Source organism: Streptomyces sp. NPDC057682, assembly GCF_042799575.1.
Classification (GTDB): domain Bacteria; phylum Actinomycetota; class Actinomycetes; order Streptomycetales; family Streptomycetaceae; genus Streptomyces.
On record NZ_JBHVIN010000020.1, the window covers coordinates 139,575 to 159,310 of the forward strand.

The 19,736-nt window shown below is 73.2% G+C and carries 19 protein-coding genes; 9 read left to right on the forward strand and 10 right to left on the reverse strand.

Features of this window, described 5'->3' with window-relative positions; genetic code table 11:
• The first annotated feature begins 65 nt into the window (after positions 1-65).
• Positions 66-1,031: a carbohydrate-binding protein gene (locus ACFVDM_RS31545; protein ID WP_383648368.1), complete on the forward strand. Its 966-nt coding sequence runs from the start codon at positions 66-68 to the stop codon at positions 1,029-1,031.
• Positions 1,032-1,108: 77 nt separating this feature from the next.
• On the opposite strand, the gene ACFVDM_RS31550 is transcribed toward ACFVDM_RS31545, so the two are convergent.
• From ACFVDM_RS31550 to ACFVDM_RS31570, 5 genes are all read right to left on the reverse strand, one after another.
• Positions 1,109-1,960, reverse strand: coding sequence for a ketose-bisphosphate aldolase (locus ACFVDM_RS31550; protein WP_383648370.1), 852 nt, complete (start codon positions 1,958-1,960; stop codon positions 1,109-1,111).
• A gap of 48 nt (positions 1,961-2,008) precedes the next feature.
• On the reverse strand, positions 2,009-3,070 hold the full coding sequence (locus ACFVDM_RS31555; RefSeq protein ID WP_383648372.1) for a 1-phosphofructokinase family hexose kinase: 1,062 nt from the start codon (positions 3,068-3,070) through the stop codon (positions 2,009-2,011).
• Positions 3,071-3,246: 176 nt separating this feature from the next.
• Positions 3,247-4,401, reverse strand: a complete 1,155-nt coding sequence (gene nagA, locus ACFVDM_RS31560; RefSeq protein WP_383648374.1) for an N-acetylglucosamine-6-phosphate deacetylase — start codon at positions 4,399-4,401, stop codon at positions 3,247-3,249.
• Complete coding sequence (locus ACFVDM_RS31565) at positions 4,401-5,333, reverse strand: ROK family protein (RefSeq protein WP_383648376.1); 933 nt, start codon at positions 5,331-5,333, stop codon at positions 4,401-4,403. The genes nagA and ACFVDM_RS31565 overlap by 1 nt, the downstream gene beginning before the upstream one ends.
• Before the next feature lie 119 nt (positions 5,334-5,452).
• Positions 5,453-6,361 carry an SIS domain-containing protein gene (locus tag ACFVDM_RS31570; RefSeq protein WP_383648378.1) on the reverse strand — a complete coding sequence of 303 codons (909 nt, stop codon included), beginning with the start codon at positions 6,359-6,361 and terminating at the stop codon, positions 5,453-5,455.
• A gap of 280 nt (positions 6,362-6,641) precedes the next feature.
• Here ACFVDM_RS31570 and ACFVDM_RS31575 point away from each other — a divergent pair, with 280 nt between their 5' ends.
• From ACFVDM_RS31575 to ACFVDM_RS31610, 8 genes are all read left to right on the forward strand, one after another.
• A complete protein-coding gene (locus tag ACFVDM_RS31575) occupies positions 6,642-7,859 on the forward strand; it encodes an ABC transporter substrate-binding protein (protein ID WP_383648462.1) in 1,218 nt (405 codons plus the stop codon).
• 65 nt (positions 7,860-7,924) lie between these two features.
• Positions 7,925-8,188, forward strand: coding sequence for a DUF3263 domain-containing protein (locus tag ACFVDM_RS31580; protein ID WP_383648380.1), 264 nt, complete (start codon positions 7,925-7,927; stop codon positions 8,186-8,188).
• A gap of 138 nt (positions 8,189-8,326) precedes the next feature.
• Positions 8,327-9,346 carry a trypsin-like serine peptidase gene (locus ACFVDM_RS31585; protein WP_383648382.1) on the forward strand — a complete coding sequence of 340 codons (1,020 nt, stop codon included), beginning with the start codon at positions 8,327-8,329 and terminating at the stop codon, positions 9,344-9,346.
• A gap of 57 nt (positions 9,347-9,403) precedes the next feature.
• Positions 9,404-10,180, forward strand: a complete 777-nt coding sequence (locus tag ACFVDM_RS31590; RefSeq protein ID WP_383648384.1) for a hypothetical protein — start codon at positions 9,404-9,406, stop codon at positions 10,178-10,180.
• 140 nt (positions 10,181-10,320) lie between these two features.
• Positions 10,321-13,269 (forward strand): BTAD domain-containing putative transcriptional regulator, encoded by a 2,949-nt coding sequence (locus tag ACFVDM_RS31595; RefSeq protein ID WP_383648386.1) that lies wholly within the window; start codon positions 10,321-10,323, stop codon positions 13,267-13,269.
• A gap of 150 nt (positions 13,270-13,419) precedes the next feature.
• Complete coding sequence (locus ACFVDM_RS31600) at positions 13,420-13,599, forward strand: hypothetical protein (protein WP_383648388.1); 180 nt, start codon at positions 13,420-13,422, stop codon at positions 13,597-13,599.
• Positions 13,600-13,708: 109 nt separating this feature from the next.
• Positions 13,709-14,725, forward strand: a complete 1,017-nt coding sequence (trpD, locus tag ACFVDM_RS31605; RefSeq protein WP_383648465.1) for an anthranilate phosphoribosyltransferase — start codon at positions 13,709-13,711, stop codon at positions 14,723-14,725.
• Positions 14,726-14,937: 212 nt separating this feature from the next.
• On the forward strand, positions 14,938-15,159 hold the full coding sequence (locus tag ACFVDM_RS31610) for a hypothetical protein (RefSeq protein ID WP_383648390.1): 222 nt from the start codon (positions 14,938-14,940) through the stop codon (positions 15,157-15,159).
• An 81-nt stretch (positions 15,160-15,240) separates the two neighbouring features.
• Here the strand turns inward: ACFVDM_RS31610 and ACFVDM_RS31615 are convergent, their stop codons facing one another.
• From ACFVDM_RS31615 to ACFVDM_RS31635, 5 genes are read right to left on the reverse strand one after another with little or no spacing between them, the layout of a single operon-like run.
• Positions 15,241-16,068, reverse strand: coding sequence for an ABC transporter permease (locus tag ACFVDM_RS31615; RefSeq protein ID WP_383648392.1), 828 nt, complete (start codon positions 16,066-16,068; stop codon positions 15,241-15,243).
• Positions 16,065-16,985: an ABC transporter ATP-binding protein gene (locus tag ACFVDM_RS31620; protein WP_383648468.1), complete on the reverse strand. Its 921-nt coding sequence runs from the start codon at positions 16,983-16,985 to the stop codon at positions 16,065-16,067. The genes ACFVDM_RS31615 and ACFVDM_RS31620 overlap by 4 nt, the downstream gene beginning before the upstream one ends.
• A gap of 17 nt (positions 16,986-17,002) precedes the next feature.
• A complete protein-coding gene (locus ACFVDM_RS31625; RefSeq protein WP_383648394.1) occupies positions 17,003-17,800 on the reverse strand; it encodes a thioesterase II family protein in 798 nt (265 codons plus the stop codon).
• A complete protein-coding gene (locus ACFVDM_RS31630) occupies positions 17,797-18,591 on the reverse strand; it encodes an ABC transporter permease (protein WP_383648396.1) in 795 nt (264 codons plus the stop codon). Before ACFVDM_RS31630 ends, ACFVDM_RS31625 begins: the two co-directional genes overlap by 4 nt.
• Complete coding sequence (locus ACFVDM_RS31635) at positions 18,588-19,589, reverse strand: ATP-binding cassette domain-containing protein (protein ID WP_383648398.1); 1,002 nt, start codon at positions 19,587-19,589, stop codon at positions 18,588-18,590. The genes ACFVDM_RS31630 and ACFVDM_RS31635 overlap by 4 nt, the downstream gene beginning before the upstream one ends.
• Positions 19,590-19,736: the final 147 nt, after the last annotated feature.

Below are 19,736 nucleotides of genomic sequence, written 5' to 3' on the forward strand. Positions count from 1 at the left end.
GGCCGGTCGGCGACGGCTGGCGAGATTCGGCGACGGCTGGCGACATGGTGAGGAGTGACCCAGGGATGGCCGGGAACAACGGCGCGAGCACACCCGAGGACGACGATCCGTTCGGCTACCTCTACGAGGACGGTCAGGCGGCCGGCGCGCAGCCGCCGGGCGGCCAGGGCGGCTACGGCTACCCGGGCCCCGCCGCGCAGCCGGGACGGCCGCGGACCTCGTACAACCAGGTCCGGACCGTCGGTGAGCGCCAGTACGGCCAGGTGCCGCCGCAGCAGGCGTACGGGCAGCCGCAGCAGCCCTACGGCCAGCCGAATCCGCAGTACGCGGCCCCGGAGACGTATCCCGGCGGCCCCGCCACGCAGGTGCCGCGCCAGGGCGGGCACGGCGGCGGCTCCGGCAAGGGCGGTCCGAACACCAAGGGCCTGCTGATCGGCGCGGTCGCGGTGGTCGCGGTCGTGCTCATCGGCATCGGTGCGGCGCTGATGACGGACGACGGCGACAAGGGCAAGAAGGACGAGGCCGGGTCCTCGTCCACGTCCGGCCCGGCCGGTGAGGTCGAGGAGTCGCCGACGCCCGAGGCGAGCACCAGCTCCTCCGCCCCGCCCGAGCTGCCCAAGCAGGACGCGGCCTCGCTGAAGCTCGGCGGTGACGCGGCGCTGGACAACTCCGTCAAGGGCGCCAAGAGCAACAACGGTCAGTACATCAACCTCAACGCGGTGGGCCGCTCGGCGACCTGGTCCGTGGAGGTGCCGGAGGCCGGCGAGTACACGCTGTTCGTGACGTACGGCGTGCCGGGCAAGGACGCCAAGACGTCGCTGACGGTCAACGCCGAGGACCCGCGCTCCATCAACATGAAGAACTTCGCCAACGCCCCCGAGGGCGATCTGGAGAAGGGGTGGACGACGACCTACGCGTACGTCAACCTCACCAAGGGTGCGAACACCCTGATGATCTCCTGCAACGAGGGCGACCAGTGCGACGCCAATCTGGACCAGCTGTCGTTGAAGGCCGGTCACCAGACGCGCTGATCCGCGCCGGTACGTACGCCGACGGCCCCGCACCTCCCTCGGAGGGTGCGGGGCCGTCGGCGTTCCGGCGCGGGGTCTCAGCCCATCAGGGCGAGGAAGCCGGCGACCGTGGCGGCCATGGCCTCGCGGCCGGGGGCGAGGTACTTGCGGGGGTCGACGCCGGTGGTGTGCTCGGCGAGGTGGGCGCGGACCGCAGCGGTGAAGGCGGTGTTCAGGGCGGTGCCGACGTTGACCTTGACCATGCCGGAGGAGGCGACGGCGCGGCGGATCTCGTCGTCGGGGACGCCGCTGGAGCCGTGCAGGACGAGCGGGACGGGGACGGCGTCGCGCAGCCGGGCGATCAGCTCGTGGTCGAGGGCGGCGGTGCGTTCGGTCATGGCGTGCGAGGAGCCGACGGCGACGGCCAGCGCGTCGACGCCGGTGGCCGCGACGTACGCGGCGGCCTCGTCGGGGTCGGTGCGGACGCCGGGGGCGTGGGCGTCGAGGGGTGCCTCGCCCTCCTTGCCGCCGACCTTGCCCAGCTCGGCCTCGATCCAGATGCCGTGGTCGCGGCCCCAGGCGACGGCGGCGGCGGTGGCCCGTACGTTCTCCTCGTAACCGAGCTTCGAGGCGTCGAACATCACCGAGCCGAAGCCCGTCTCATGGGCCTGGTGGAGCAGTTCCACGGATTCGACGTGGTCGAGGTGGAGGGCGAGCGGGGCGGTGGAGGCGCGGGCGACGGCGGCGGCCGCTGCGGCGACGGGGGCGAGCCGGCCGCCGTGGAACTTCACGGCGTTCTCGGAGATCTGGAGGACGGCCGGGGCTCCGGCGCGCTCGGCCCCGGTGGCGATGGCCTCCGCGTGCTCCAGCGTGATGACGTTGAAGGCGGCGATCCCGTGGCCCCGTGCCTGGGCGGCGGAGACGAGTTCACCGGTGCTGACGAGCGGCATGCTGACCTCTGTGTTTTCTCCGGGCCCGGAGAGGGCCCGGCGCGGCGTTCAGGCGGCTCCTGGTGCGTGCCGCTCGACGGTGACGCGCGGCAGCAGTTCCTCGTAGGCCGCGCGGTCGAAGTCTCCGGCGGCGGGGGCCAGCACGGTCGCCGTCGACAGTGCCACCGCCCTGCGCAGCCGGTCGGGCCAGGCCAGCTCCTCGACGAGGCCGGACAGCAGTCCGGCCACCGCGGAGTCACCGGCCCCGGTCGGGTTGCCCTTGACGGGGGCGGGCGGGGACGCCTGCCAGCCGCCGTCCGGGGTGAGGGCCAGCAGGCCGTCGGGGCCGAGCGAGGCGATCACGGTGTGCGCGCCCCGGCGGCGGGCGTCCCGGGTGGCGCGCAGGGGTTCGCGGGAGCCGGTGAGCTGGGCCAGCTCGTCGGCGTTGGGCTTGATCAGGTCGGGGCGGGCGGCGATGCCCCGGCGGAGCGGTTCGCCGCTGGTGTCCAGCAGGGCGGGGACGCCGGCGGCGCGGGCGAGCCGGATCAGTTCGGCGTAGGCGCCGACGTGGATGCCGGGCGGCAGGCTGCCGCAGAGCGCGACGGCGCCGGCGCCGGCCAGCAGCTCCCGGTAGGTGCCGAGGAAGGCGGTCCACTCCTCGGCGGTGATGTGCGGTCCGGGCTCGTTGAACTGGGTGGTGTCGCCGGTGGCCCGGTCGACGACGGCCAGGGTGCGCCGGGTGTCGCCGGACACCGGGACGAGGGCGTCGGTGAGGGTGCCGGGGGCGGGTGCGGGTGCGGCGGGGCGGGCGTCCGCGGGCGGTGCGGGGTGCGCGTGCGGTGCGCCGGCGGGCGCGGCCGACGTGCCGGGGGTTCCGGAATGTGCGGCGAGGTGGCCGGGGGTTTCGGAATACGCGGCGAGGTGGTCGCGCAGGACGGCTCCGGTGCGGCCGCCGGCGAAGCCGGTGACGACGGTGTCGTGGCCGAGGGCGGTGAGCACCCGGGCGACGTTGACGCCCTTGCCGCCGGGGCGTTCGACGGGGGCGGTGACGCGGTGGCTGGTGTGCGGGACGAGGGCCGGTACGCCGTAGGTCAGGTCGAGTGCGGTGTTCAGCGTGACCGTGAGGATCACCTCGGCCGCCCCCTCCCGATTCCTTGCCGGAACGCGCTTTCCCCCGTCTGTTTCCCAGGCGGGCCCGTCTTCCGGGTGATCATGCCAAAGGGAAGGCGGTCGGCCCAGTCCCGCAGGCCAACCGCCGTCTCTTCGTTACGTACGCCCGCCGCCCGGCGCGGGCGTCCGCCGTGGCCTCAGACGTTCTTCGGCCGGACGATCCACTCGCCCTTGCGCATGACTCCGGCGAGGCGGAAGTCCTCGTCGAGCACGACGAGGTCGGCGTCCTTGCCGGGCTCCAGCGAGCCGACGCGGTCGTAGACGCCGAGGAGCCGGGCGGGGTTGGCGGAGATGGACTGCACCACGTCGCCGACCGGGATGCGGTCGATGGTGACGGCCCGGTGGAAGGCGGTGTCCAGGGTGAGGGTGGAGCCGGCGATGGAGCCGCCCTCGACGAGCCGGGCCACGCCGTCCTTGACCTCGACGGCGAGCGGGCCGAGCTGGTACTGGCCGTCGCCGAAGCCGGCCGCGTCCATGGCGTCGGTGATGAGCGCGACGCGGTGGGCGCCCGCGTGGTGGTAGGCGAGCTCCAGCGCGGCGGGGTGCAGATGCGTCCCGTCGTTGATCAGCTCGACCGTGATCCGCTCGTCCTCCAGGAGCGCGGCGATCGGGCCGGGCGCGCGGTGGCCGAGTCCGGGCATCGCGTTGTAGAGGTGCGTGGCGACGGTGGCGCCCGCGTCGATGGCCTCGGTGGTCTGCTCGTACGTGGCGTCGGTGTGGCCGATCGCCGCGATGACGCCGTGCTCGGCGAGCAGCCGTACGGAGTCGATGCCGCCGGGCAGTTCGGTGGCGAGGGTGAACATCTTCGCGGTGCCGCGCGCGGCGTCCATCAGCTTGCGGACCTCGGCCGGGTCCGGGTGGCGCAGCAGGCTCTCGCTGTGGGCGCCCTTGCGGCACGGCGAGATGAAGGGGCCCTCGAAGTGGATGCCGGCCAGGTCGCCCTGTTCGACGAGCTCGGAGAGGATGCCGGCCCGCTCGGCGAGGAAGTCCATCTCGCCGGTGACGGTGGAGGCGACCAGGGTGGTGGTGCCGTGCTCGCGGTGGGTGCGGACGCCGGTGAGGACCTCGTCCACGGTGCCGGAGGTGAAGGAGGCTCCGCCGCCGCCGTGGTTGTGCATGTCCACGAAGCCGGGGACGATCCAGTGGCCCGTCAGGTCGACGCGGGGTGCGTCGTCCGCGGCGCTGCCGGCGATGCGGGTGCCTTCGACGATCACCCGGCCGTTGTCGACGGTGCCGGTGGGCAGTACCACCCGGGCACCGGCGAGAACGGTGCTGTCTGCGCGTCCGGCCATCAGGCGGATACCTCCGTGGAGAGAAGATCCCAGGCGAGCAGCCCTGCGCCCAGGCATCCGGCGGTGTCCCCGAGGGCCGCCGGGACGATGTGGGGCAGCTTCTGGAACGAGACGCGTTCCTCGACGGCCGCACGGAGTGGTGTGAACAAGGTTTCCCCGGCCTCGGCGAGCCCGCCACCGATGATGATCGTCCGGGGGTCCAGCAGGGTGAGGGCGGTGACCAGCCCGGCGGAGAGCGCGTCGACGGCGTCGAGCCAGACCGCGACGGCCTTGGGGTCGCCGGATTCGACGGCCTTGGCGCAGTCGGCGGCGTCGGCCTCGGGGTCGCCGGACGCGGCGGCCCAGGCGCGGCTGACGGCGGAGGCGGAGGCCAGGGTCTCCAGGCAGCCGCGCTGGCCGCAGGCGCAGTCCGGGCCGTCCGGCCGGACCACGACATGGCCGATCTCGCCCGCGTAGCCGTGGGCGCCCTCCTCGATGGTGTCGCCGATCCCGATGGCGCCGGCGATGCCGGTGCCCAGCGGGACGAAGAGGAAGCGGTCGGCGCCCTTGCCCGCGCCGATGCGGCCCTCGGCGAGTCCGCCGGTGCGGACGTCGTGGCCGAGGGCGACGGGCACGTCACCGAGCCGTTCGCCCAGCAGCCGGCGGAGCGGGACGTCGCGCCAGCCCAGGTTGGCGGCGTAGACCGCGACGCCGTGGGCGGCGTCCACGATGCCGGGCACGACGATGCCCGCGGCGACGGCGCTCTCGCCGAAGTGCTCCTCTCCGTACGCGCGCAGATCCGCGGCGAAGGTGAGGATGGACTCGACGACGGCGTCGGCGCCGCGCTCTCTGCCGGTCGCCCGCCGTGCCTCGTGGAGCAGGGCGCCGTCGGCCCCGACCAGTGCGGCCTTCATTCCGGTGCCGCCCACATCGAGGGCGATGACGTGTTTCACGGGAAACAGTTTCGCCCGACGGACCCCAAAAGGTCTAGTCCACTAGCGCTGTTTGTTGCGCATCCATACAAAAGAGGGGCGCCCACCCGGCGTGATCACACCGCGTGAGCGCCCGTGCGCTACCCCGGCAGGATGACGCTCCTCGAAAGGTTGCGCGGATGGTCCGGGTCGTACCCCTTCGCCTCGGCGAGCGTCACCGCGAGCCGCTGGATCCGGACGAGATCGGCCATCGGGTCCGCCGTCCGGTGGGCCACCAGCGTGCCGCCGACCCCCGCCACCTCGCCGGCCAGCCCGTCCGGCAGCGGGCCCAGCACCCAGGCGACACGGTGCGGCCCGGTGATCGCGATCGGTCCGTGGCGGTACTCCATCGCCGGATACGACTCGGTCCAGGCGCCCGCCGCCTCGCGCATCTTCAGCCCGGCCTCCAGCGCCAGCCCGTACGTCCAGCCGCGCCCCAGGAAGGTCCACTGCTCGGCCGAGACCACCGCCTCGTCCAGCGGTTCGGCCACCGCCAGCTCCGCGTCCACCGCCGCCTCGGCGACCGTCTTCACGCCGGCCGGCAGCGGGCCGGCCGCTTCGAGTCCGGCGCGCAGGAAGGCCAGCGCGGTGGTGGCGAACCGGGTCTGGACGACCGACTCCTCGTCCGCCCAGTCCAGTACGGCCACCGTGTCGGCCGCCGTCATGACCGGGGTCGCCGGGTCCGCCGTCAGCGCGACCGTCGCCGTCTGCCCGCGCACCTGTGCCAGCAGCGCCAGCACCTCGCTGGTCGTGCCCGAGCGGGTGATCGCCACGACCCGGTCGTACGTCCGTCCGGTGGGGAACTCCGAGGAGGCGTAGGCGTCGGTCTCGCCCTGTCCGGCCGCCTCCCGCAGCGCGGCATAGGCGATCGCCATGAACCACGAGGTGCCGCAGCCGGTGACGGCGACGCGCTCGCCGGGGCGCGGCAGCCCCTCGAAGGCCGCGCCCGCCTGGGCGGCACGCCGCCAGCTCGCGGGCTGGGTGGCGATTTCCGATGCGGTACGGGACATGCTGGTCGGCTCCTCGGAGGGGGATTCTGACGACAGGGCCGGGACCTCCTTAGCAGCCGCCGCGCGCCGCGTGCAATGGCCCCGCTTTGCGGAAGCGATATCGAAGTGGTGTAGACCTCCTGGGGCGGGGTGGTGCAAAATCGCAGCTCATCCGGAGGGCCCCACGACGAGGTGGGCGCCGCGGGTGGCGTGATCCTGTCGGATGGCGCAAACAATGAGGACGGACTTGGCTGTGCAGCGGCGTTACAAGGGACTGACAGCGGCGGTCGCCGCACTGGGGATGGCGGCCACCCTGACGAGCTGCTCGGGCGGAGGTCCGGACGAGGACGTCACGCTGAAGGTGGTCGCGGCCGACTACGGCACCGGCGAGGCGGACAAGTCCGATACCTACTGGAACGGCGTCGCCAAGAGCTTCGAGGCCTCCCACCCCGGCATCAAGGTCCAGGTGACCGTCCTGCCGTGGACGGATATCGACCGCAAGGTCTCCGAGATGGTGGCGTCCGGCCACGCCCCCGACATCGCCCAGATCGGCGCGTACGCCGACTACGCCAAGGCCGGCAAGCTCTACTCCGCCGACCAGATGCTCTCCATCCCCACCCAGGCGAACTTCCTGCCCAAGCTCGCCGACGCCGGCCGGGTCGACCGCGTCCAGTACGGCCTGCCGTTCGTCGCCAGCACCCGGCTCCTCTTCTACAACAAGGACCTCTTCTCCCAGGCCGGGCTGACCGCCCCGAAGACCTGGGGCGACATAGCCGCCGACGCCGCCGCGCTCAAGGGCCGCGGGGTGCGCTACCCGTTCGCCCTGCCGCTCGGTCCGGAGGAGTCCCAGGCCGAGACCCTGCAGTGGGTGCTCAGCGGCGGCGGTGGCTACACCGACGACGTCGGCACGTACACCATCGACTCGCCCGAGAACGTCCGCACCTTCGGCTGGCTGAAGGAGAACCTGGTCGACAAGGGCCTCACCGGCCCCGTCGCCCCCCGCGCGCTCAACCGGGCCAAGGCCTTCGAGGCCTTCGGCAAGGGCCAGGTCGGCATGCTCAACGGCCACCCCACGCTGATGGAGGACGCCGAGAAGAAGGGCGTGCACGTCGGGATGGTGAAGCTGCCCGGCCCGAACGGGCCCACCAAGACCTCGATGGGCGTCGCCGACTGGATCATGGGGTTCAAGCAGAACGACCACCGGGTCGAGATCGGGAAGTTCTTCGACTTCCTGTTCACCGACAAGAACGTCATCGAGTTCGCCGACACGTACGACATGCTGCCGGTCACCGACAGCGCCTCGGCCGCGATGGAGGACGACCCGCAGTACAAGCCGCTGCACCAGTTCCTGGCCACGCTGTCCAGCGCCGAGTTCTACCCCTTCGGCAAGACGTCCTGGGCGAAGGCCAGCGAGTCGATCAAGGAGAACATCGGCAAGGCGGTGGACCCCGGAGCCACCCCCGGACTGGTTCTCGAACACATCGCGCAGGAGGCGACCGCCGCCGAGAAGGCGGAGTAGGGCCTTTCGGCAGGGGCGCTCCGGCCGCCGTGGCGGTGTCCGTCCCGCGCAATATATTGGCTGATATGACCGCCCTCCCCCCGAACGGCCCCGACGAGCCCGAGGTCCCGCTCTCCGAGCGGGACCTCGCGGTGCTCGCGGTCGAGCGGCGCTCCTGGACCGGCCCGGGGGCCAAGGAGCGGGCGATCAGGGAGCAGCTCGGCATCTCCCCGACCCGCTACTACCAGCTGCTCAACGCGCTCCTGGACGACCGCCGCGCCCTGGCGGCCGATCCGGTGACGGTGAACCGGCTGCGCCGGGTCCGCGAGGCCCGGCGCGGACGGCGCTGACCCCGCGCACCGGGCCCCGCGCACCTCGCGGCGTCCGGCGAAGCCCGGACGATAAGCGTCCGAAGCCGCCCCTCCCTAGCGTCGCCTGACGCACGCAGCGCCCTGCGTGCGCAGGCTTCCAGGGAAAGGGATGCACGCATGCCCGAACGGAGCAGCAACGGACCGCACCGGGAGAGACGGCCACGGGCACGGACCGGGAACCGACGGCGGATCGGGGGGCTGCTCCTCGCCCTCGGTGCCGTCGTCGCCTCGCTGACGGCCGCCCCGTCCGCGCAGGCCGCCGGTGACGGGATCATGGCGGTCACCCGGGCGCCGATCGACGTGCCCGGCGCGGGCCCAGGACGCGACGCGCAACGGGCCGCGCTGCGGGCGTACTGGACGCCCGAGCGGATGCGCGAGGCGATCGGCGACGGGGACGCGGACACGGCGGCGGCCGGGACCGCGCGGCGGAGTCCGGCCACGGCGGCCGTCGCGGAGGGGGCGCTGTCCGAGACCGTCGGCTATCTGCTCTTCAATCATCCGGACGGGACCCCGTCGCACTGCACGGGCACGGCCGTCGACACCGCCTCGCAGATGCTCGTGCTGACCGCCGCGCACTGTCTGCACGAGGGCCCGGACGGCGGCTGGATGAAGAACATCGTCTTCGTCCCGGCCTACGACAACGGGCCCGGTGCGTACGGGCTGTTCGAGGCGTGGAACATCGCCACGGACTCCCTGTGGTCCAGCGGTTCCGAGTCCGACCCCGAGCACGACTACGGCATGGTCATCACCGAGGACAACAGCCGGGGCCAGCGGCTCGGCGAGGCGGTCGGCGGCCAGACCCTGGTCACCAAGGACGACGTCCGCACCGGTGAGCCGATCGCCCTCATCGGCTACTCCGGCACGCCCTACGACGGGGAGCACCAGGAGCTCTGCGAGGACCTGATCCTGCCCGTGCCGCCGCCCGAGAACCTGTGGCACACCGACTGCCCCAACATCACGGGCGGGGCGAGCGGCGGTCCCTGGATGCTCGACTACGATCCGGCGACCGGCAGCGGATACGTCGCCGGACTGACCAGTCAGGGCATCCCCGGCGGCACGGCGATCTCGCCTCAGTTCGACGACAGGACCGCCGCGTTCGCCGATCTGATGGAGCAGTTGACCGCGGCCCGGCCCTGACGCCTCGAAGGCCGGGGGAGCCGCGGTCGTACGGTGGAGGAGTACGGAGGGAGCGCGATGCGGGACGAACCGGACCCCGGGAACGGGCCCGCCGCCACGCCTCCGTACGCCTGGACCCCCGAGCGGATGCGGGCGAGCCGGCCGCTGCCCCTCCCGTCCCGGCCGCCGTGGCCGGGACGGGACGGGGACCGCGCCCGGCTCCCCGCCGCCGCGCTGGACCTCACCGCGCCCCCGGAGCGGTGCCGCCGCGCGCCGGAGGGGGCACGGGTGTGGACGCTGCTCCTGCCGGAGCAGGGTCCGGCCGAGGAGGCCGCCGGGGCCGCCGCGCTCACGGCGGGCGAGCGCCGGGCGTACGCCGGGCTCGAACCCGGCCCGGAGCGGCGCGCGTGGGCCGTCGTGCGCGGCGGACTGCGGCTGCTCGCCGCCGCCCACCTGGGGTGTTCGCCGGACCGGATCACCGTCCTGGACGGGCCCTGCCCGCTGTGCGCGCGGTGGCACGACGGCACGGCGGCGGGCGGGGACGGCGGGCCGCTGCGGCTCTCCTGGGAGCGGTGCGGCGGGCTCGTCGTCTACGCCCTGTCCACGACGACGGTGGGCGTGGGCGTCGTTCGGCTCCCGGAGGACGGCGATCCGGCCGCCGTCCGGGAGGCGCACCGGGCGGCGCGGCTCGCCGCGGGGCGCCGCGCGCTGATCCGCGGCGGGTGCGCGGCGGGTCCGGGGGTCACCGGGGACCGGTCCGTGGAACGGGTCGCGGTGCCCGACGGGTACGGCGCCGCGGTGGTCCGCCACATGTCCGGGGCCGGGGCTCCGGGGCGGTCCGCCGGTAGCCTGTGAACGCCGTCCGGGGCTTTCACGGTCCCCGATCGAACGTGTGGTTGGGTACCGTGATCGACGGATGTCCTCGGGGGGCGGGGCAGACGGCAGGGGGAATCGTGGGGGAACGGCTGAGTTTCAGGATTCTGGGACCACTGGCGGTGGCGGACGCCGAGAGCCGGGTCCCGGTCGGGGGCGCACGCCAGCGCACGATCCTCGCGCTCCTCCTTCTCAGCCCCGATCGCGTCGTCTCCGTCGACACCATGGTGGACGTCGTCTGGAACGGCCGCCCGCCCGCGACCGCCCGGACCCAGATCGCGATCTGCATCGCGGCGCTCCGCAAGACCTTCCGCTCCCAGGGGGCCGGCGAGGAGATCATCGCCACCGCGCACCCCGGCTACCAGCTGAACACCACCGGGCACGACATCGACGCGGTGGACTTCGGCCGCCTCGTCCAGGAGGCCGAACTGGCCGCGGGCGAGGGGCGGACGGCCGAGGCCGCGCACGCCTACGCGCAGGCGCTCGGCCTGTGGCGCGGCCCCGCGCTCACCGGGGTGTCCGGGCGGCTCATCGAGGACGAGGCGGGCCGGCTGGAGGAGCTGCGGCTCAACGTCTTCGACGATTCCACCCTCGTACAGCTGGAACTCGGCCGCCACCAGGAGCTGGTGCCCGAACTGACCGCCGTCGTCCGCGAACACCCCCTGCGGGAGCGGACCCGGCACCATCTGATGCTCGCGCAGTACCGCTCGGGCCGCCGCGCGGAGGCGCTGGAGACCTTCCGCGACGCCCGGCGCCACTTCATCGACGAACTCGGCCTGGAACCCGGCCCCGACCTCCAGGAACTGCACGACGCGGTCCTGGCCGACGACCCCGCGCTCGCGGTGGTGGCCGCCGAACCGGCGGAGCCGGCGCCGCAGCGGGCGCCCGCCGTCGAGGAGGTCGTCATCATCCCCTCGGAACTCCCGCCGGACGTCCCCGGGTTCGCGGGCCGCGAGGACGAACTGGCCGCGCTGGACTCGCTGATGGACGGGACGGGCGAGGAGAACGTCACCCCGGTCGGGCTGATCACCGGCGTCGCCGGGGTCGGCAAGACGGGGCTGGCGATGCGCTGGGCCCACCGGGTCGCCGAGCGCTTCCCCGACGGCCGGCTCTTCGCCGATCTGCGCGCCTACGACGAGGACCACGAGGCCACCTCGTCGACCGAGGTGCTGGGCCGGCTGCTGCGGTCGCTGGGCGTGCCGAGCCAGCAGGTCCCGGCCGCCCTGGAGGAGCGGGTCTCGCTCTACCGCAGCGTGCTGGCGAGCCGCAGCGTGCTGATCGTCCTCGACAACGTCCGCACCCTGGCGCAGATCCGGCCGCTGCTGCCCGGCAGCGGCAAGTGCTGTGTGCTGGTCACCAGCCGGGAGCAGCTGGAGGGGCTGGTGACCTCGCCGCAGCGGGCCCGGGTGCATCTCGGCGCCCTGTCCGAGCCGGAGGCCCTGCGACTGCTGGGCCATGTGGTGGGCACCGCCAAGATCGACGCCGTGCCGGGCGATTCCGTCCGGCTCGCCGAACTGTGCGACCGGCTGCCGCTCGCCCTGCGGATCGCGGCGGCCCGGCTCGCCTCCAAACCGCACTGGACCGTCCGCCATCTGGTGGCCCGGCTCAGCGACGAGCGGCGCAGGCTCGACGAGCTGAGCCAGGGCGAGTCCCAGGTGCGCGCGGGGTTCGCGCTCAGCTACCGCTATCTGCCGCTGGACGCGGCCCGGCTCTACCGGCGCATCGGCCTGCTGGACGCGCCGGACTTCACCGCCTGGGTCGGGGGCGCTCTGCTGGACATCGACGACCTGGAGGCGGAACGGCTCATCGAGCACCTGGTCGACGCGCAGTTCCTCGAAGTCATCGGCACCGACGCCACCGGCCAGCTCCGCTACCGCTTCCAGAACCTGCTGCGCCTCTACGCCCGCGAACGCGCCCAGGAGGAGGAGGCCGAGGCCGACCGGCTGGCCGCCTGCGAGCGGGTCTTCCGCACCTGCCTCACGCTGGCCGAGGAGGCCCACCGCCGGGAGTACGGGGGCGACTTCAGCATCGTGCACGGCCGGGCGCCGCGCCGCCCCACCGACCCCGGGCTGCGGGAGGCGCTGCTCGCCCAGCCCCTGGAGTGGTACGAGGCCGAGCGGCTGCCGCTGGTCGCGGCGGTCGGCCAGGCCGCCCGGATGGGCCTGGCGGAACTGGCCTGGGACCTGACGCTGTCGATGACGGTGCTCTTCGAGACCCGCAACTACATCGACGACTGGCGGGCCTGTGCCGAACAGGCGCTGGAGGCCGCCCGCGCCTGCGGTGACGTGCTGGGCCGGGCCGCGATGGCGCACAGCCTGGGCGCCGCCGATCTGCGGCTGCGCAAGCTGGACGACGCGGAGAAGCACCTCGGGACCGCGCTGGAGCTGTACGGGACGGTCGGTCAGGAGCTGGGCCGGGCCCTGGTGCTGAAGAGCCTGGCGGTCATCGACCGGATCCGGGGCGACGTCGGCGCCGCGATGCGGCGCCTGGAGGAGGCGCTGCCCGTCTTCCGCGCGCACGGCGACCTCTCCTCGGAGGCGTACGCCTTCAGCGGGATGGCCCAGCTGGAACTGGAACGGGACCGGCCGGACACCGCCCTGGAGCTGGGGCTCGAAGCGGTGCGGGTCTCCGAGAGCATCGGGGAGGGCGGGGAGCGCAACCTCGCCCAGTCGGCGTACCGGGTGGCCTGCGCGCATCTCGCCCTGGAGCGCTGGGAGCCCGCCGAGGAGACCTTCCTGCGGGTGGTGATGATCGTCAAGGAGAAGTCCGACATGGTCGGGCTCGCCTACGCCCTGCTGGGGCTCGGCCAGACCCGGTTCGGCGCCGGCTCGCTCCAGCTCGCGGAGATCACCCTGCTGGACGCGCTCGACATCGCGCAGCGCGTGGACAGCCCGCTCGTGGAGGGCATGATCGGCCTGGCCCTGGCCGAGACCGCCCGGCGCGGCGGCCGCACCGCGGAGGCCCGGGACTGTCTGACGGCGGCCGAGGCGCTGTTCAGCCAGGTCGGCGCACCGCGCTGGCAGGAGCGCGCCCAGCAGCTCCTGGACGAGCTCGGCCGTACCGACTCCTGACGGCCGCACCCCCTCTGAGCACGGCCGATATCGTTCGGCGCGTCGCTTGAAAGCCGGTCAATACCGCCTCGAAGCCCGGTCTTCCTACGGTTCATCCCGACAAGAGATCCGCATGTCGGCGGAGTCCGGTCCACGGGAGAGGGAACGACCATGCAGCGCACCTGGGGTACCCGCATCAAGTGCACCACCGCCGCCCTGATCGGCGCGACGGCCCTGCTGACCGCCGTCCAGTCCGGTACGGCCGCGGCCGGTACCCACGCCGGTGTGCCGACGGCCGCTTCCCTGTCGTCCCCGGTGACCGTGGCGCCCGCGGACGAGGACTGGAACTGACCGCGGGCCCGGCCCGCCGCTGATTCCACAGGGAGATACGGTGACCGCTGGAACCGCTTCACTCACACGCATCCACCCGCCCACCTGGCCACGGCTGCTCCACGCCACCATGAACGGGCGTGATCTGACGGGCGCGGACGCCTCCTGGATGATGGACCGCGTCATGCGGGGCGAGGCGTCGCCCGCCCAGATCGCCGGCCTGCTGGTCGCCCTGCGTGCCAAGGGCGAGACCGTGCACGAGCTGGAAGGGCTCGTCGACGGGATGCTCGCCCACGCCGTGCGCATCGAGGTGCCGGGGCCGTGCGTCGACGTCGTCGGCACCGGCGGCGACGGCGCCCGCACCGTCAACATCTCGACCATGTCCGCGCTCGTCGTGGCGGGCGCGGGCGTGCCCGTCGTCAAGCACGGCAACCGCGCCTCCAGTTCCGCCTGCGGCTCCGCCGATGTGCTGGAACGCCTCGGCGTGACCCTGCGGCTCGCCCCGGAGCGGGTGGCCGCCCTGGTCGCCGAGGTCGGCATCACGTTCTGCTTCGCCCCGGACTTCCACCCGGCGATGCGGCACGCGGCCGGCGCCCGCCGCGAACTCGGCATCCCCACGGTCTTCAACGCGCTGGGACCGCTCACCAATCCGGCCTCCCCGACGGCCCTGGCCGTGGGCGTGGCCGATGCCCGGCTGCTGCCGCTGATCGCGGGTGTGCTGGCCCGGCGCGGGTCCACGGCGCTGGTCTTCCGGGGCGACGACGGGCTCGACGAACTGACCGTCACCACCACGTCGACCGTGCTGAGCGTCGAGGACGGTGCCGTACGCCGGGAGAGCTTCGACCCGCGCGACCTCGGCCTCCCGTACGCCTCCGCCGAGGCACTGCGCGGGGCGGACGCGGCGTTCAACGCCGGGGTCGCCCGCCGGGTGCTGGCGGGCGACCCCGGCCCGGTGCGGAACGCGGTGCTGCTCTCCGCCGCCGCCGCGCTGGCGGCGGCCGAGCCGTCCGGGGGCCGTACGGTGACGGAGCGGCTGGCGCCCGCGCTGGTGCGCGCCGCGCACTCCGTCGACTCGGGGGCCGCGGCCGCGGTGCTGGACCGCTGGGCCGGCGCGACCGCCCGGTACGCCATGGAGCCCGCCGCCTGACCGGAATTCTCCGCCCTATTCTTTTCGCTCATGAATGCGAGCCGCCCCGATCGGTGAATCGGGGCGGCTCGTATTCATTTCTCTGCCCTTTTCGTGTCCGAAATTATAAGGAAAACCCACCTGTTCGCCGGCGCTTCCTTTCACTAGCATGGGGACAACAGGGGGAAAGAAATTCCGACGACTGGGCAGAGTGCCCCCAAGGAGGCGAGACCGTGAATTCCGCCGCGAGTGCTGTCATCGCGAGTTCGATCATGCTGAGCAGTACGATCCTGGTACTCGCGGGCCTGTTCTGGTTCACCTCGGACCGGGCCAGGGAGCGGAGCCGGTCCGCCCGGAGGGCCACGGCCGAGCAGGAGGGCCTGCGGGCCGAGCTGGCCGAGGTCTCCGCGCGGGTGGTGGCCATCCAGCGGCTCCTGGAGGACGCGGCCGAATAGCACCGGCACCGCGCGGGACGCGGACGCACGAGAAGGGCCCCGGACCGAAGTCCGGGGCCCTTCTCGTGGTGCCGGGGAGGCTCAGACGTCGCGCCGCTTCAGCAGGACCGCGGCGGCGGTGAGCAGCGCCACGCCCCACAGGGCGCAGACGGCCAGGCCCTGCCAGGGGGAGAGCACCGCCTCCGGGTCGGGGACGGCGAAGACGATGAGCTGGCCCGCGTTGGTCGGCAGGTACGCGGAGAGGTGCTTGCCCACCGTGCCCGGCAGGGTGGAGGCGAGCGGCGAGAGCACCAGCACGAAGCCGATGACGCCGGCGATCGCCCCCGCGGTGTGGCGGACGAGCGCGCCCACCCCGAGCGCGACCAGGCTCATCGCGGCCAGGAACAGCCCCGTTCCGGCGACGGCCCGCAGCACGCCCGGGTCGTCCAGTGTGACCGTGACGTGGTCGCGCAGCAGCGCGGCGCCGGAGAAGAACGACGCGAACGAGGCGATCTCGCCGACCACCAGGGCCATGGCCGCGAAGACCAGCGCCTTGGCGACCAGCATGGGCGAACGGCGCGGTACGGCCAGGACGCTGGCCCGGATCGTGCCCGTGGAGTACTCGCTGGTGACGACGAGGACGCCGAGGACGCAGATCACGAGTTCGGCGAGGCCGAGGGCCCCGAAGATGGTGCCGACCGGGTCCTCCACGATGCCCTGGCGGTCGGCCGCGGAGGAGTCCTTCCACTGCGCGGCGGTGATCGCGGAGATGAGGACCGAGACGCCGACGGCGGTGGCGGTCATCAGGGCCAGCGTCCACAGGGTGGAGCGGACCGAGGTCAGCTTGATCCATTCGGCGCGCAGCAGTCCGGTGAAGCCGCCGCCGCGCGCGGTGAGCGGGGCCGTGGGGGTGACGAGGGCGGTGGTCATGCGGCGCTCCTGGAAGGCGAGGTGTCTCCGTACTCGACGCTGTCGCTGGTCATGCGCATGAACGCCTCCTCCAGGGAGGCGCGCTGCGGGGTGAGTTCGAGGACGACGATGCGGTGCTCGGCGGCGATCCCGGCGATCCGCGCGGTGTCGACGCCGGTGATCACGAGTTCGTCGGGTCCGGCGGTGACGTCGCCGCCGGCCGCCGTGACCAGGTCGGCGAGCCGGACCGCGTCCGGGGTGCGGACCAGGACCGAGGAGGTCGAGTTGGCCTCGATGAACTCGGAGACGGGGCAGTCGGCCAGCAGGGTGCCCCGCCCGATGACGACGAGGTGGTCGGCGGTGACGGCCATCTCGTTCATCAGGTGGCTGGAGACGAAGACGGTCCGGCCCTCCTCGGCCAGGGACTTCATCAGATTGCGGATCCAGAGCACGCCCTCCGGGTCGAGGCCGTTGACCGGCTCGTCGAGCAGGAGGATCTGCGGGTCGCCGAGGAGGGCTGCGGCGATGCCCAGGCGCTGGCCCATGCCGAGCGAGAAGCCGCCGGCGCGCGCCTTGCGGACCTCGGTGAGCCCGACCCGCTCCAGCACCTCGTCGACCCGGGTCAGCGGCAGGCCCTGGGTCAGGGCGAGGAAACGCAGGTGGTTGTAGGCGCTGCGGCCCTTGTGGACCGCCTTGGCCTCCAGGAGGGCGCCGACGGTGCGCAGCGGGCTGGTGAGTTCGGCGTAGGGCCTGCCGCCGATGGTGGCGGTGCCGCTGTCGGGCCGGTCCAGGCCCAGCAGCAGCCGCATGGTGGTCGACTTCCCGGCGCCGTTGGGGCCGAGGAAGCCGGTGACCTTGCCGGGACTGATGGTGAAGCTGAGATCCCGTACGGCGGTCTTGCCGCGGTACTTCTTGGTGAGTCCGCGGGCTTCGACCACGGGGGCCGTCGCAGTCATCAACGGGTCCTTTCCTGGTGGGGGCGGGGTGTCACAGCGGTGAGCCGGGCGGCCACGTCCTCGGTGAGGGCGGTGGCGTGCGGCACGAGGTAGAAGTGGCTGCCGTCGAATCCGCGCGCGGTGAAGCGGTCCGGGGAGATCTCGGACCAGGCGTGTACGGCGTCGGGGGCGACGTGCTCGTCGTGTGTGCCGTAGTAGGCGGTGACCGGGATGTCGAGGGTCCGCGGCCGGGCCTTCGGGGCGTAGTCGTCGAGCAGGGCGTAGTCGGAGCGGATGGCCGGCAGGACGAGGTCCAGCAGATCGGGGTGGTCCAGCGCCTCGGCCAGCGGTCCACCGCGCCGGCGGACGTCGGCGACGAGGGCGTCGTCGTCCTGGTCCGCGAGCCCGTTGCGGACGAGCCGGTGGGGCGCGGCACGGCCGGAGACCAGCAGCGCGGCCGGGGTGCCGGTGCCCCGGTCCGCCAGCCGCAGCGCCGTCTCGTACGCGACGGAGGCGCCCATGCTGTGGCCGAAGAAGACCACCGGCCGGTCGAGGAGCGGGGCGAGGGCGTCGGCGAGGGGTTCGGTCAGCTCCTCCATGGTCCGGGCGAGCGGCTCCGCGATCCGGTCCTCGCGGCCGGGGTAGCGGACGGCGTACACCTCGGCGGCCGGGCCGATCAGCCCCGGCCAGTTCCGGAAGAAACTGGCGGCGCCGCCGGCGTGCGGGAAGCACACCAGGCGGACCGGGGCGCCGGAGGCGGTGGCCGGGGCGCGCAGCCAGGGCGAACGGGCGGCGGCGGAGCCGGACGGGCCGGTCACTTGCGGTTCCGGTACTGCCGGACGGAGAGCGGCACGAGGATCGCCATCATGCCGACGCTCCAGGCCAGCGCGGTGATCACATGGGCGGCGACCGGCCCGCCCAGCATCAGGTTGCGGGCGGAGTCGACCACGGCGGACATCGGGTTGTGCTGGACGAGGAAGCCCAGCCACCCGGGCATGGTGCCGGGCGCGGCGAAGATGGAGCTGCCGAACTGGAGCGGGACCATCGCCAGCATGCCGACGCTCTGCACCGTCTCGATGGAGCGGGCGGTCAGTCCGATCAGGGCGTGCAGCCAGGACAGGGCGACCCCGTACAGCAGGATCAGCCCGATCGCGGCGAGGGCCTGGAGCGGTCCGGTGTGCACCCGGAAGCCGATGAGGAGCGCGAAGCCGAAGACCGTCAGCAGGGAGACCAGCATCCGGATCGTGTCGGCGAGGATCCGGCCCGTCAGGACCGCGGAGCGGGCCATCGGCAGGGAGCGGAAGCGGTCCATCACCCCGGTGGTGAAGTCCACGTTCAGGGTGGTGCCGGAGGTGCGGGAGGCGATGGTCGTGGTCAGCGCCATGATGCCGGGCATCACGTACTGCTTGTAGGCGCCGCTGCTGCCGGAGATCGCGCCGCCGAAGACGTACACGAAGATCAGGGCGAAGATCACCGGCATCAGCGTGGCGTCGAGGACCTGCCCCGGACTGCTCAGCACCTTGCGCAGATTGCGCCGGCAGATGGCCAGCGAATGGCGCACGGTCTCCTGCGGTCCGGAGATCCCGGTCACGGACAGGGCGACGCTCATGCCGCACTCCTCGTCAGTTCGTCGTGCGTGGCGGACCGGTCGGACGGTGTGTCCGCCCCGGCGTTCCCGGTGAGGGTCAGGAACACCTCGTCCAGGCTGGGTACGTGGGTGTCGACCCCGGCGAGCGGAAGGCCGGCCTCGCCGAGCACCCGGATCGCGGAGGTCAGTTCGTGCCCGCCGGCGCTCAGCGGCAGGGAGACCCGCTCGGTGTCGCGGTCGCCGGTGGCGGGGCGCAGCCCGGCCGAGACCAGGGCGGTGCGTACGGCGGTGAGGTCGGCGGGGCGCTCCGGGGTGATCCGCAGCACCGGTCCGCCGATCCGCTCGCGCAGTCCGGTGCTGGTCCCCGAGGCGATGACCCGGCCGTGGTCGATGACCACGATCGCGTCGGCGAGGGCCTCGGCCTCCTCCATGTACTGGGTGGTGAGGAGCACCGTGGCGCCCTTCCGGGCGAGGGTGCGCACCTCGTCCCACAGCTCGTTGCGGCTGTGCGGGTCGAGTCCGGTGGTCGGCTCGTCGAGGAAGAGCACCCGGGGCTCGCCCATCAGCGAGGCGGACAGGTCGAGCCGGCGCCGCATGCCGCCGGAGTAGCCGCCGACGGGGCGGTGCGCGGCGTCGGTCAGCCGGAAGCGCTCCAGCATGGCGTCGGCGGCGGAACGGGCCTCCTTACGGCCCATGTTGAGCAGCCGGCCGATGAGGTACAGGTTCTCCCACCCGGAGATGTCCTCGTCCACGGCGGCGTACTGACCGGTCATGCCGATCAGCGAGCGCACCTCGCGGGACTGGGTGGCGGTGTCGTAGCCGTGCACGAGGGCGCGGCCGCCGTCCGGCTTCACGAGCGTGGACAGCATGCGGACGATGGTGGTCTTGCCGGCGCCGTTGGGGCCGAGCAGTCCGAGGACCGTGCCGGTCGGAACCTCAAGGCTCACACCCCGCACGGCGGGAGTGTTCCCGAAGTTCTTGACGAGATCTTCGGTCCGTATCGCAGGGTGCGTGCTCATCGGGTCCTCTCGGTCTTCCGCGGGACGGTCAGTGACACACGAACGTAGGCGCGCGCCTTATCGGCGCCATATCACCGGCTTATGCGGGCCGCCGGGCGGCCGCTGAAAGGCTTTCAATAACGCGCTGAAATGGCGCGTTCCTAGGTT